The following is a 14,014-nucleotide window of genomic DNA, read 5'->3' as shown; positions in this document are numbered from 1 at the left end:
ACGCCCGCGGAACGTCCGGTCGACCGTGCGTCAGTCGACCACCTTCCCTCGTCCCGATTTCACCACGCTGCGGCGCGACTTGTGCTCGAGCCGCCGTTCCTTCGACGCGCGCGTCGGCCGCGTCGCGACCCGTGCGCGCGGCGTGTACGCGACGCTGCCGATCAACGTGTCGAGGCGCGCCAGCGCGGCGTCGCGGTTCTTCTCCTGGGTGCGGTATTCCTGCGACTTGATCACGACGATGCCGTCGCGCGTGATGCGCTGGTCGGACAGCGCGAGGAGCCGCTCCTTGATGACAGGCGGCAGCGACGATGCACGGATGTCGAAGCGCAGGTGAATCGCGCTCGACACCTTGTTCACGTTCTGCCCGCCCGCGCCCTGTGCGCGCACGGCCGTCCATTCGACTTCGGCCGGATCGAGCGTATAGCGGATCATCATCGCGAACCCTCCGTGCGGCACCGTGCGAGCGCTTCGTCGACGCGTGCCGCGAGCCCCGAATCGCGCTGCGTGCGTGTCGCGACCGCCTGCGCCAGCACGCGCCGCGGCCCGATCACCTGCACGCGCGTACGTGCACGCGTCACGGCCGTGTAGACGAGTTCGCGCGTGAGCACACGACCGAACGATGCCGGCAGCACGAGCGCGGCTTCGTCGAATTCCGAGCCCTGCGATTTGTGGACCGTCAGCGCGAACGCGGTTTCGTGCGGCGGCAGCGCGGCCGGCGACACCGCGCGCACGGTGCCGTCCGCGCGCCTGAACCACACGCGCAGCACGCCGTGCGCGTCGGGCAGCGCGATGCCGATGTCGCCGTTGAACAGCCCGAGCGCATAGTCGTTGCGCGTCACCATGATCGGCCGCCCGGTGAACCAATGCGCACCGACCGCCAGCGGCACGCGCGCCGCGTGCCGCACATGCGCGGCCACGAGCGCGTTGACATGCTCCGCGCCGCGCGAGCCGCTGCGGGTCGCGCACAGGATCCGGAACCGGTTGAGCGCGTCGAACAGCGGCAGCGGATCGGGCACCGGCGCCGCCAGCGTGTCGCGCAATGCGTCGAGGTAAGCGCCGAACCGCCGTGCGAGCCGCTCGACCGTCGCCGGCGCGAGTGTATCGCCCGCATCGTCGTGGAACGACGCGGCGGCCGTGTCGTCGGCGGGCAGCGCGTCGAGCGCGGCCTGCACGTCGCCACTGCGGATCGCGAGCGACAGTCGGCCGATCGGCGAATCGAGACCGAAGCGGTAATTGCGTTCGAGCCAGACGACGCAGTCCGCGAGCGGCGCCGGTACGGGTGCCGGTGTGGCGGATACGGCGGCAGCTTCGTCATGCGCCGCAGCCGTGACCGATGCAAGCGCTGCATCGCCCGCGTCGAACGGCGGCAGCTCGACAGCGTCGAGCCATGCGAGTTCGTCGGCCTCGATCCACGCGGGGGCGCCGCCCGCCTGACCTGCATCACCGACATCGGTCAGTGCCGGGCCTGCGGGAGGCGGCGCAGTGTCGACCGCGGCGATCTCGTCGTGCTGCGGTTCATCGTCGAAGAGCGATGCCTGTCGAGCGTCGACTCGCCGCCGAGCCGCCGGCTTGCGTGTTGGAGCGGCGGCCGATGCCGATGGGGGCGCCGAGGCCCGGGCCACCTCGGAAACCGGATTCGCCGCCGGAATTGCTGCCGCTGCGGCTGCGGCTTCGTCCGGCACCGGCAATGCCGCAACGAATGCCGCCTCGTCGATGCCGAGCGCCCGCGCGATGCGCATGCGCGCCGCGGCGGTAAACGCCGGCCGCGCGCTCAGCTCGGCGAACACGGCGCCCGCCTCGACCGCGGCCAGTTGATCCTTGTCGCCGAGCAGCACGAGCCGCGCGCCCGGCGCGAGCGCGTCGAGCAGATGCGCGGCGAGCGCGACGTCGATCATCGACGCCTCGTCGACGACGATCAGGTCGTACGGCAGCGGATTGTCGCGATGATGCCGGAAGCCAGCCGCCCCGCCGCCGCCCAGCAGCCGATGCAGCGTGTACGACGTATCGGGCAAACGCGCCGCGAGTTCGGGCGGCAGGTCGCCGGCCCGCGCATGCAGCGCTTCCTGCATCCGCTGCGCGGCCTTGCCGGTCGGTGCGGCCAGCGCGATGCGCAGCCCCGGGTGCGCGTCGAGCAAACACGCCAGCACGCCGACGACGGTCGTCGTCTTGCCGGTGCCGGGGCCACCGCTGACGATGGTCACGCGGCCCGTCAGCGCGACGATCGCCGCGACGCGCTGCCAGTCGACTTCGCCCGTCGCGGGCCCGAAGTAACGCGCGAGGCTGTCGCGCAACCGGTCGGGCGACAGACCTTCGTCCGGCGCCGCGACACCGGCCTGCGCCACGAGCGCATCGGCCAGCCGCCGTTCGTAATCGAAATAGCGCGACAGGTACAGATGATCGTGCCGGTCGACGATCAGCGGCCGCTCGTCGCCGCGCGCGAGCGTGCCGAACGCCACCACGCCGCTCGCGGCGAGCGCCGCGCGGATGTCGTCGAGCGGTTCTTCGTAGCGCTGCGCGAGCGCGCCGAGCGCGACGCATACGTGGCCGCCCGCGGTCGCACGGCTCGTCGCGAACGCGGCGCGCGCTGCCCAGCGCGCGGACGCGGCCGGCGCGCCGGCACGCCGCGCGAGGTCGCCGATGCGACGCGCGAAGCCTTCCGCGAGCGCGATGCCGAAATCGGCGGGTTCGGGCAGCCGCGCGACGAGGCCGCCGGTGAATTCGAGCATGTCGTCGGATGCGTTCATGCGCGGCCCCCTTCCATCATCCGGTCGAGTGCGTCGACGAGCGCGCGCGCGGGCCGCCGCGCATGCACGCCGGCCGGCTCGCCGCCGCTGCGCCAGTCGGGCCGCACGCCGCGCACGAACAGGTACAGGTAGCCCGCGATGTGCGTGTCGTAGTCGTAAGCGGGCAGCCGCCCGCGCAAGTAGCGATGCAGCGCGACCGTGTAGAGCAGCGCCTGCAGGTGGTACGCGTGATCGGCCATCGCGACGTCGAGCGCACGCGGGCCGTAGGCATCCGGCGTCGTGCCGAGATGGTTCGACTTCCAGTCGACGATCCAGAAGCGGCCGTCGTGTTCGACGATCATGTCGATGAAACCCTTGATGAAACCGGCGAGATTACCCGCCTCCAGTGCAACGTCCGGGTAACCGTGCGCGACCAGCAACCGGCGCAGCGCCGTCAGGTCGAGCGACGGCGCCGGGAACAGGAACCCCATTTCGTCGAGCCGCTTCGCGGGATCGAGATCGGCGAGCCGCATGCCCGGCACGAGCTCGGTGCGCACGACGTCGTCGACGAGCCGCGCCATCATCGCCGGCAGCCGCGTCGCGAGTTCCGGCTCGGCTTCGACCGGCCGGTCGTGCAGCGCACCGAGCGCGGCCTTGTGCCACGACTCGGGCTCGGTGAACCGGCTGAGTTCGAACAGGCGGTGCAGGCACTCGCCGGCCGCCGCGCCACGCGGAAACACGAGGATGTCGTCGTCCGGCGGTTCGGGCGCGACCGGATCGGCCAGGATGAACTCGCCGTCCGGCACCACCTCGGCAAGCGCATCGTGATCGGGCCGCAACTCGTCGTCGGGCACGGCCGCGATGCCCGCTTCCTCGCGCGCCATCGACGCGGTCAGCGAGCTGAAGCTCGCCATGCGCCACGCATCGCGCAGCACGCGTGTCGCATGACGCGCGGCGAGTGTCTGCGATGCATCGTGCCCGGCCGCGAGACGCTCGGGACGCGCGGGCGCCGGCAGCGGCGCGACGCTCACGGGGCCGCCCGCGAGCGCGCGCCACGCCGCGTCGAGCGCGGCTTCGTCGGGCGGCTCGTCGAGCCACGCATCGAACGACTGGCCGGCGCCGGCGACGAGCCAGTTGAGCACGCTGCGCCGCGCTTCGCGCGTCGAGCGCGACGACAGGTACGGCCCGGCAACGACGTAGCAGCGATAGACCGCGCGCGTGAGCGCCACGTAGACGAGCCGCGCGCGTTCCGCGGCCTGCTCGCGCATCGCCTGCCGCGCCGCGTGTGCGGCCGCCTCGTCGTCGCACCCGTAATGCAGCACCGCGTCGCCTGCGTCGTCGTGATACTCACGTGCATCGGGCAGCGCGGACGCGGGCGGCTCGCGCAGCCCGCCGTCGTTCAGGAACGGACAGAACACGATCGCGTATTCGAGACCCTTCGACTTGTGCACGGTCACGATCTGCACGAGGTTGCGATCGGATTCGAGACGCAACTGCGCTTCCTCGCCGCCGCCGTCGAGCCGTTGCGCGGCGAGCCAGCGCAGCGTCGGCGCGATGCCCGGTTGCGCGGATGCGCGTGTCTGCGTCAGTTCGGCCAGATGGTTGATGTCGGTCACGCGGCGTTCACCGTCCGCACCGGCCATCAGCCGCTCCGCAATCCGCAGTTCGCGCGTGAACGTGCGCCACATCACCGCGAAACCGCGTTCGCGCCACAGCAGCCGATACCGCGAGAAGCGCTCGACCCAGCTCATCGCGTCGGAGCTGTCGGCCGCGGACGCTTCGCGTTGCGCATCGCCGTCGCCCTGTTCCATCCGCCACAGCGCCCCGGCATCGAGGCCGAACCAGTCGGCCGCGAGCGCCGCGCGCAGACGCCGCAGGTCGCCCGGCGCATCAATCGCCGCCAGCACGCGTTCGAGCTGCTCGGCGTCATCGGTCGAAAACACCGAGGCCTGCGCCAGTTCGACGCTGCCGATGCCCCATGTCGCGAGCACGCGCTTCACGAGGCTGCCTTGCCGGTGCGTCTGCACGAGCACCGCGACGTTGCCCGGCGACAGCGGCGTGTCGCCCAGCCGCACGCGCCCTTCGCGCGCGCCACGCATCAACCGCGCGATCTCGGCCGCGCAGGCCTGGGCGGCCTGCGCCTGCGCGTCGCGCTTGAGCAGCGTGCCTTCGCCGCCCGGCAACGCCCAGACGCGGAAGTCGCCGGCCGGCCCCGGATCGGTTTCGTCGACGAACGGCGCACGAACGCGCGTGCCGGCACGCACCGCGTAGTAGTCGAGCCCGTCGAGCACGAACGCACGCGGATTCGACATGAAGAAGCGGTTGCAGGCATCGACGATCGCGGGCGTCGAGCGCTGGTTGACCGCGAGCGTGTAGCACGCGCTCGCGCTCGCGCGCGCCGCAAGATACGTATGCAGGTCGGCCGCGCGGAAACTGTAGATCGCCTGCTTCGGATCGCCGACGAGGAACAGCGGGCCGCCCGGCGCAAAGATCCGGTTGAAGATCGCGAACTGCAGCGGATCGGTATCCTGGAACTCGTCGATCAGCGCGGCCGGATAACGCGCGCGCAGCGTCTCGGCAAGCCACGGGTGCGCATGCAGCGCGTGGTACAGGTTCGCGAGCAGATCGTCGAACGAGACGACGCGCCGCGTGCGCTTGCGCTCGGCCAGCTCGCCCGGCGCCATGTCGAGCCATTCGGCGATCAACATGAGCCAGCGCGCGCGCTGCGCGGCCTCGGCCGCCGCCACGGCTGCTTCGAGCGCGTCGGCCACGTCGAAGAACGCATGTTCGGGGGTTGCTCCGCCTTTTTTCGTCGCTTTCACCAGCGCGGATCGCGTGAGCTTCAGTGCGGCTTTCGGCAACGCGGCCGTCGCGGCGCCCTGCGTGAAATGCGCGGCCCACGCGTCGAGCGCATCGGCGACCGCATCGGGCTTGTGCGAGCGCTGGTTGAGCGCGGGCTGCGCGGTGCGCAGCAACGCATCGATCGCATCGCGCTCGGCCGCCCACATCCGCGCCGCCTCGGCGAAGCATTCGGCCGCGGCGGCCTCGGCCAACTCGTCAGGCTCGGTCACACCGTCCCAGCGCAGCGCGGCGAGCGGCTTCTTCAGCCGGCGCGCGAGCTGCGCATCGAGCGCGGCCGGGCCGGCGCCCGATTCGACGAGCCAGGTCGCGAAGCCCGGCCAGCGCGCGGCCGCCGGTTCGACGCGCGTGCGCCAGAAGTCCGCCGCAAGCTCGAAGCGCAGCGACGCATCGTCGGCCTCCATGTCGAACGCGAACGGCATCGCGGCCGCGAACGGCGCTTCCTGCAGCGCGCGCTGGCAGAACGCGTGGATCGTATGAATCGCGGCCTGGTCGAACGCGCGCAGTGCGCGCCGGATCCGCTTCGCGGCCGTCTCGGGGTCGAGCGAGCCTGCTTCGCCGAGCGTCGTGTCGAGCAGGCGCGCGATGAACGGATCACCGCCGTCGTCACCCGTGTCGAGCACATGCGCGAGCTGCGCGAGCCGACTGCGAATCCGCTCGTGCAGTTCGGCCGTCGCCGCCTTCGTGAAGGTCACGACGAGGATTTCGTCCGCGCCGAGATCCTTTTCGAGCAGCAGGCGCACATACAGCGCGCAGATGTTCCAGGTCTTGCCGGTGCCGGCCGACGCCTCGATCTGGTTGACGCCGTCGAGCGGACACGCGAACACGTCGAGTTCGAGCGCCTGCTGCGGCTGCGACACGGCGCTCATGCGACCTCCTTCAGATGCTCGACGAGCGGCTCGAACACGAGCCGCGCGAGTGTGCCGAACGGCTCGTCGAGCGACGCATGCGCGCCGCGCCATGCGATCGCGATGGCCGGATCGTCGGCTTCGCTCACGACGCGCTCGTTGATCCAGACGCTCGCGGCCTTGGCCTCGCCATCGGACACCCTCGCCCACGCGCTGCGCGGGAAGAACCGCAGCGGCATGCGCCGCCCCGCGCGAAACAGCGCGGCAAGCGGCGCGAGCCGCTCGAGTGGCGCCGCGACCGGCGTCAGCTCGAACGTGCCGCCGCTGCCGAACCACAGCGTGCGGCGCGGGCCGTCGGGCTCGACCGCGCAGTAGACGAGATGCGCCAGCCACGCGGACAGGTAGTCGCGCGCACTCGATCGCGCATAGCGGTAGATGATCTGCCCGGCCGGCGTCAGCCGGTTCAGCGTGCCGTGCAGCTCGAGCGGCGCGCTCACCGCATCGCCCGACAGCATCGCGTCGTCAGCGCCGAACAGCGCCTGTTCCGTGTCGGGCCAGGCCGGCACGACGACGAGCGAGAACGGCCGCCGCTCCATGCCGTCGGCCAGCGCGCGGCGTACGTTCGACGCAAGCTGCGTCATCGAGCCGAGCGCCTGGTCGCGCCACACCGCGCCCGTCGCGCCGCCCGGCAGTTCCGGGCTCGCGTCCGCGATGCGCAGTGCGTGATCGTGCACGGCCCCGTCTCCCGATTCGATCAACAGCGGCAGCACGCGCTCGGCGAGCGCGTCGCTGCCGGCGAAGTCGAGCGCGAACGGCTCCGTGTCGAGCAGTTCGGCCTGCGCATCGGCAAGCACGATGCCCAGCCGTGCACGCAGCAGCGCCCGCGCGGGATGCCGCCAGAAGCGTTCGAATTCGCTGAACGCGACCGGCTCGACCGGTTCGGCCGGCAGCGGCTGCGCGAAGAACGGCAGCTCGCGCGGCCCGTCGCGCGATGCATCGGCGGCCAGCAGCGACGCGAGCGTCGCTCGCTCGGCATCATACGAAACGAGTTCGCTGCCGGGCTGGAAATAGGCGGCCGCGAACGGTTGCAGCGGATGCTCGACGATGAACGCGCGCCGCGCGGCATCGACCGCGTCCGGCGCGGCGTCGGGCCCGGCCGTGACGAGCGCGAGATGGTCGAGCAGTTCGTCGACGAGTGCCGCGGGCGGCAACGGCGCGTTGTCGCGGATGCTGCGGCCCGTATAGGCAATCAGCAACCGGTCGCGGGCAGCGAGCAGCAGGTCGAGAAACAGGTTGCGCTCGTCGTCGCGGCGCTGCCGGTCGCCGAGCTTCGGCAACACGGCCATCAGGTCGAATTCGTCCGCGCGCGCCAGGCTCGGCAACACGCCGTCGTCCATCCCGAGCAGGCAGACGACGCGGTACGGCAGGCCGCGCAGGCTCGTCAGCGACGAGAACGTGACGCCGCCCCACGGCACCCCGCCGCGCGCCGGATCGTCGAGCGCCGCGGCCAGCCCCGCACGGACGACGGCGGCCGGCAGCGCTTCGTCGGGCGCGCCCTCGGTCATCGCGGCCAGCATCGCGTCGAGCGCGTCGCGCACGCCCGCGAGCGCGTCCGCGTACGCGGCACCCGAATCGAAGAAACGCGCGAGCGTGTCGGCAAACAGTTCGCTCCAGCCACGCGGCGTGTGCGATTCGGCGAGCCGCCGCGCGAAGCCGTCGAGATCGTCGGTAAAACGCGCGAGCCGGCCGAGCAGTTCGGCCTCGCTGCCCGTGGCCGCCTCGATCGGCAGCCACGCACCGACCGGCGCCGCGCCTTCGGGCATCGCATAACCGAGAAAGAGCCGCGCGAGCGCATCGGAGAACGTATGACGCGGCGACGGCACGGCCGCGTCGTCGCTCGCGAGCGGCGACAGCCCGCGCCGCGCACCGGCGGCCGCGAGCCAGGTCTGCACCGTCTCGAGCGCCGCCGCGTCGATGCCGTAGCGCGCGGCCACCGCGTCGACGCGCAGCCATTCGACCAGCTCCGGCGCGCCGACCTGCCGTTCCGGCAACGCGAGCCAGTCGAGCAGCACGCGCGCGACCGGGTTCGCCTGCGACGGCGGCAGCCCGGTGATCCGGTAAGGCACGCGCGCGCCGCCGCCACCGGCCGTGCCGAACACGGCGTCGATCAGCGGCCCGGCCGCCGCGAGGTCGGCCACCGCCACGAGCACGTCGGACGGCTGCAGGCTCGCGTCCGCGTCGAACCACGCGAGCAGCCGGTCGTGCAGCACCTCGAGCTGGCGCGCGAGGCTGTGGCACACGTGCACCTCGATCCCGCGCTCGGCCGGCGCATCGCCGGCTTCGGCCTCCGGCTGCAGGTCGAGGATCGCGTTCTGCACGCGCGCCAGCCACGTCGGCGCGGGATTCTCGACGAAACGCGCCGCGTCGCCTGACGCCGCGCTTTCAGTCAGTTCGTGCAGCATGTGAAGCTGCGCCTGCGTCTGCCTGCCCCATTCGGCGAGCAGCGGATGGCCGACTTCCTGGTAGTCGAGCCGCCCGGCCGCATCGAGCGCCTCGGCGTGCGCGGCGGTCACGATGTCGAACCAGAATTCGCGGCACGGGTTCAGCGCATAGACGCGCACGTCGATCCAGCGCGACAGCTCGCGCAACAGCGCGATATGCAGCGGCGGCATCGTCGGCAGCGCGAACACGCTGACCGATTCCGGCCAGTTGGCACGCTCGACGGTATCCGCATCGAGATGGCGCGCGTCGACGAGGAAACGATGCGCGGGCGGCGTGCCGCTGTCGCTCAGTTCGGCGAGCAGTGCACGCCACAGCGCGGCCTGCCAGCGCTCGTCGTCGCGCGCGGCGTCGCTGATCCCGCGCGGCGCACCGTCGCCGGCGAGCACGGATTCGCCGGCCTGCCACGCAGCCAGCCACTCCGGGCGATAAGTCAGGTAATGATCGAGAACGGCCGCGACGCGGTGCGCGAGTTCGTAGCGCATCGCATCGTCGGACGCGGACAGATACGCGGCAAGCCGCGGCGACGCGAGCCACGGCGCGCCACTTTCCTCCTGCGCGAACAGCCGGTAGCAGCGCCACACGAGGCGGTCGGGTGCGAACGGCGAACGCGCGGGCACCGTCAGCACACGGCCGATCTGCGCCCACAGCCATTGCGCGAGATACGTGAACTCGACGTTCGCGCACACGCCGCTGCGCGCGGCGATGTCGAGCTCGAGACGGCGGCGCAGCGCCGCGCTCGGCACGATGACCTGTTGCGGCGCCCACGGGCCGTTGCGGGCCGGGAACGCGGCCAGATCCTCGAGCAGCGCATCGGCCAGCGTTTCGTGACGGTTCGAATAGAAGAGATGGAGCATGAAGCGGGCGTCGGAACCTCGCACCGGCCGGGCCGGGCGAACAGGATCACCAAGGATAGCAAATGGACCGCCGCCGCGAAGGTCATCCGGAAAGCCAGGTTTTGCGGACCGCGAAATACGATAGACTCGTCGCCAGTCAACACGCCGCCCCCGGGCGTCTTCGTCTGCCATTCAGCCCATCGATGCGCTATTCGGTCGAAATCAGAAAGTTTTTCTATAGCCAGTACTTTTTCGGCGGCCTGCGGATCGCGGTCGGCGTCTCGTTGCCGGCCGTGCTGTGCCTCATTGTGTTTCACAACCGGGAGCTCGGCTTCACGATCTCGACGGGCGCGCTCGGCGCTTGTGTCGTCGACATGCCGGGCCCGCTCAAGTACAAGCACAACGAAATGCTCGCGTGCAGCGTGATCGGCTTCCTGGCCGCGCTCGCGACCGGCCTCGCGACACCGAACATCTTCGCACTGTGGCTCACGATCGTGCCGCTCACGTTCGTGCTGTCGCTGATCGTCGTCTACGGCAACCGCTGGCCGCAGATCAGCTTCGCGACGCTGTTCATGATGGTGATGACGCTCGAGGAGCAGTTCACGCCGCTGCAGGCCTTCATCAACGCCGGCTGGATTCTCGCGGGCGGCCTCTGGTACACGTACTGGGCGACGCTCGTGTCGCAATGGCAGGCACGCCGGATCGAGCAGCAGGCGCTCGCCGAGAGCCTGTTCGCGTGCGCCGACTACCTGCTCGCGCGCGCGCAATTCTACGACCTCGATGCCGATCTCGACGAGTGCTACCGCAATCTCGTCGCCAAGCAGATCACCGCGGTCGAAACGCAGGAAACCGCACGCGACATCGTGCTGCGCAACCTGCCGAAGCTGCGCCGCGGCAAGCTCGATCCCGGCCGCACGACGATGTACAACCTGTTCATCAACAGCGTCGACCTGCACGAGCTGTTCGTCGGCGCGCATACCGACTACCCGCTCGTGCGCAACACGTTCGGCGGCTCGGATCTGATCATTTTCTACCGCGACCTGATCCGCAAGGCGGCCGCCGATCTCGAGGAGATCGGCCTCGCGGTGCTCGAGAACCGCGCGCCGCATTCGCACGTCAGCGTCAAGGCCGAACTGCGCGCGATCGAGTACGAGATCGAGCTGATGCGCAAGAAGAACTTCGCGGCCACCAATGCGGAAGCCTATGCAGCCGTGCTCGCGACGTTCAGGCGCATCTGGAGCGCGACGCGCCTGATCGACCGGATGCGGCGCAACCTGTCCGGCCATGCCGATCCGCAGCAGACCGAACTGAAGATCGACAAGGCGCTCGCGCGCTTCCTGCAGCGCCGCCGGATGTCGCCGCTCTTGATCTTCTCGAACCTGAACATGAGCTCCCCGAGCTTCCGCCATGCGCTGCGCGTGACGATCGCGGTGGCGGTCGGCTTCTGGCTCGGCCGGCTGCTGCCGCTCACGAACGCGTACTGGATCGTGATGACGACCATCATCATCCTGAAGCCCGGGTATTCGCTCACCAAACAACGCAACGCGCAGCGGATCATCGGCACGATGATCGGCTGCGCGGCGAGCATCGCGCTGATCTACACGGTCAAGGAGCCGCACCTGCTGATCGCGATCATGTTCGGGTCGATGGTGATGAGCTACAGCCTGCTGCTGTTCAACTACGCGGCGAGCGTCGTATTCACGTCGTCGTACGTGCTGCTGATGTTCCATCTGCTCGCGCCGGGCAGCATGCGGATCATCGGCGAGCGCGCGATCGACACGGTGGTCGGCTGCATGATCGCGATCGCCGCGAGCCGGCTGTTCCCGTACTGGGAATACCGGCTGATGGGCAAGCAGGTCACCGACATGCTCACCGCGACCCGCAAGTATTTCGAGGCCGTGTGGCGCGCCGGGCGTGGCGCGTCGCCGCCGCCCGTGCCCACCGCCGATGGCGCGGCCGTGGTGCCGGTCATCGCCGCGGCGGTCGAGACCCCGGCGGCGAGCCTCGACGACGACTATCGCTACCGCCTCGCGCGCAAGGACGTGCACATCGCGTTCGCGAACCTCGGGCAGGCATTCCAGCGGATGATGATCGAGCCGAAGGCGCACCAGCGCTTCGTGCCCGAACTGAACGACCTGCTCGTGCAGACGCACGTGCTCGGCGCGCAGATCACGGCCGCCGCGCCGCTGATCCGCAGCGCGTGCGCGGTCGACGGCGGCCTCGTCCACGACGACGCGCTGCAGCGCGGGCTTGCCGCCGTGCTCGACAATCTCGAAAAAGCCGAAGCCGGCGAGCCGCCGCCCGCCGATCAGCTCGAGGCGTCGAAGCAGATCACGCGCGAGCTCGACACGATGGTCGTGTCCGCGGAAAAATCCGAGGCGGTGGGCGCCGAGCTCACGCACGACCTGAAGGTGCTCGCGCACCAGTGCAAGCAGATGCTCGCGTCGTCGCTGCTGATCCGCAAGGACGCGAGCGTGATCCGCCTGCCGGCCTGACGTTCCCCGCCGGTGGCCGGCCCGCGCACGCCGCGGATCGGCCACCGGCGCGCCCCGATTCACCACGCTCCCGAAGCATGACCCGCCCGTTTCACGCGGCCCGCCCGTACGCGGCGCGACCGCCCCACCCCCTATTGCGCCGATCGCGCCAGTCAGGGAATACCCGATTCCGGTCACCCGGCCCGGCTTGTTATCATTCGTTCACATTTAAGTTGTATAGACAACTTGAGCCAATCGGACCGGTCCCGCTCGCCCGGTCCGTCGCATAACGATATCGGAGACTCGATGAAAAACTTGCAGCGCCACCTGAGCGCGCGGCACATCCGCTTTCTCGCGCTGGGTTCGGCGATCGGCACGGGCCTGTTCTACGGTTCGGCGTCCGCGATCCAGCTCGCGGGCCCGGCCGTGATCCTGGCGTATATCCTCGGCGGCGCGGCCGTCTACATGGTGATGCGCGCGCTCGGCGAGATGGCCGTGCGCGAACCCGTCGCCGGCTCGTTCGGCCACTACGCGACCGAGAACCTCGGCCCGTTCGCGGGATTCGTCACGGGCTGGACCTACACGCTCGAAATGGTGATCGTCGCGATCGCCGACATCACCGCGTTCGGCATCTACATGGGCTTCTGGTTTCCCGACGTCCCGCAATGGATCTGGGTGCTCGGGGTCGTCGCGATCATCTGCGGGCTGAACCTGTGCCACGTGAAGGTGTTCGGCGAGCTCGAGTTCTGGCTGTCGATCATCAAGGTCGGCGCGATCGTCGCGATGATCGGCGGCGGCGTCGCGATCCTGTTGACCGGCATGCACTTCGGCCATTCGGCCGACGTGCCGACCTTCGCGAACCTGTGGAACCACGGCGGCTTCCTGCCGAACGGGGTCGGCGGGCTGATCGCGTCGCTGTCGGTCGTGATCTTCGCGTACGGCGGGATCGAGGTGATCGGGATGAGCGCCGGCGAGGCGAAGGACCCGGAGCGCGTGATTCCGCGCGCGATCAACGCGGTGCCGGCGCGCATCCTGCTGTTCTACGTGCTGACGATGGTCGTGCTGATGTCGATCAGCCCGTGGACCGGCGTCGGCGGCGACGGCAGCCCGTTCGTGCAGATCTTCTCGGCGCTCGGCGTGAAGTCGGCCGCGACGATCCTCAACCTGGTGGTGATCAGCGCGGCGATCTCGGCGATCAACAGCGACATCTTCGGCGCCGGCCGGATGATGTTCGGGATGGCGCGGCAGGGCCAGGCGCCGCGCGTGCTGATGACGACGTCGCGGCACGGCGTGCCGTGGGTCACCGTGCTCGTGATGGCGGGCGCGCTGCTCGTCGGCGTGGTGCTCAACTACCTGATGCCGAAGGACGTATTCCTGATGGTCGCGGCGATCGCGACGTTCGCGACCGTGTGGGTCTGGCTGATGATCCTGCTGTCGCAGGTCGCGATGCGCCGCCGCCTGTCGAGCGCCGAAGTCGCGGCGCTGAAGTTCAAGGTGCCGTTGTGGCCGGTCGCACCGGCGCTGACGATCGCGTTCATGGGTTTCGTGATCGTGATGCTCGGCTGGTTCGAGGACACGCGCGTCGCGCTGTATGTCGGCGCGGCCTGGCTCGCGCTGCTGGCGGTCGTGTTCTACGCACGGATCCGCCCGAAGTTCGCCCCTGCGTCACGTTGACGCACGACTGACCTGCCTGCGCGGCGTGCCGGCTCCGGCACCCGCGTCTTGCCCGGCTCCGCGCGGCGTCTGCCGCGCCGGAAGCCGCGGGCTCCCGCCCT

The 14,014-nt window shown here is 70.3% G+C and carries 6 protein-coding genes; 2 read left to right on the top strand and 4 right to left on the bottom strand.

The genetic code is table 11. The annotated features are described in order from the left end of the window. Positions 1 to 30: 30 nt before the first annotated feature. From arfB to recC, 4 genes are read right to left on the bottom strand one after another with little or no spacing between them, the layout of a single operon-like run. Positions 31 to 435 (bottom strand): alternative ribosome rescue aminoacyl-tRNA hydrolase ArfB, encoded by a 405-nt coding sequence (arfB, locus tag H3H55_RS06035; RefSeq protein WP_048251302.1) that lies wholly within the window; start codon positions 433 to 435, stop codon positions 31 to 33. Then, on the bottom strand, positions 432 to 2,744 hold the full coding sequence (locus tag H3H55_RS06030) for an AAA family ATPase (RefSeq protein ID WP_193097974.1): 2,313 nt from the start codon (positions 2,742 to 2,744) through the stop codon (positions 432 to 434). The genes arfB and H3H55_RS06030 overlap by 4 nt, the downstream gene beginning before the upstream one ends. Next, on the bottom strand, positions 2,741 to 6,451 hold the full coding sequence (recB, locus tag H3H55_RS06025; protein WP_193097973.1) for an exodeoxyribonuclease V subunit beta: 3,711 nt from the start codon (positions 6,449 to 6,451) through the stop codon (positions 2,741 to 2,743). The genes H3H55_RS06030 and recB overlap by 4 nt, the downstream gene beginning before the upstream one ends. Further along, a complete protein-coding gene (gene recC / locus H3H55_RS06020) occupies positions 6,448 to 9,786 on the bottom strand; it encodes an exodeoxyribonuclease V subunit gamma (protein WP_193097972.1) in 3,339 nt (1,112 codons plus the stop codon). Before recC ends, recB begins: the two co-directional genes overlap by 4 nt. Positions 9,787 to 9,968: 182 nt before the next feature. Here recC and H3H55_RS06015 point away from each other — a divergent pair, with 182 nt between their 5' ends. Next, a complete protein-coding gene (locus H3H55_RS06015; protein WP_193097971.1) occupies positions 9,969 to 12,260 on the top strand; it encodes an FUSC family protein in 2,292 nt (763 codons plus the stop codon). Between the two features lie 285 nt (positions 12,261 to 12,545). Next, a complete protein-coding gene (locus tag H3H55_RS06010) occupies positions 12,546 to 13,913 on the top strand; it encodes an amino acid permease (RefSeq protein ID WP_129514141.1) in 1,368 nt (455 codons plus the stop codon). Positions 13,914 to 14,014 lie beyond the last annotated feature (101 nt).

Origin of the sequence: Burkholderia sp. Z1, assembly GCF_014893795.1 — a bacterium.
In the GTDB taxonomy this organism is placed as follows: domain Bacteria; phylum Pseudomonadota; class Gammaproteobacteria; order Burkholderiales; family Burkholderiaceae; genus Burkholderia; species Burkholderia theae.
The sequence above is the reverse complement of the archived record's forward strand: the minus strand, read 5'-3'. Positions and strand labels throughout refer to the sequence as shown.

Bases quoted from the DNA above. Each gene is read 5' to 3' on its own strand.
- arfB (WP_048251302.1), bottom strand. From the start codon at position 435: ATGATGATCCGCTATACGCTCGATCCGGCCGAAGTCGAATGGACGGCC.
- H3H55_RS06030 (WP_193097974.1), bottom strand. From the start codon at position 2,744: ATGAACGCATCCGACGACATGCTCGAATTCACCGGCGGCCTCGTCGCG.
- recB (WP_193097973.1), bottom strand. From the start codon at position 6,451: ATGAGCGCCGTGTCGCAGCCGCAGCAGGCGCTCGAACTCGACGTGTTC.
- recC (WP_193097972.1), bottom strand. From the start codon at position 9,786: ATGCTCCATCTCTTCTATTCGAACCGTCACGAAACGCTGGCCGATGCG.
- H3H55_RS06015 (WP_193097971.1), top strand. From the start codon at position 9,969: ATGCGCTATTCGGTCGAAATCAGAAAGTTTTTCTATAGCCAGTACTTT.
- H3H55_RS06010 (WP_129514141.1), top strand. From the start codon at position 12,546: ATGAAAAACTTGCAGCGCCACCTGAGCGCGCGGCACATCCGCTTTCTC.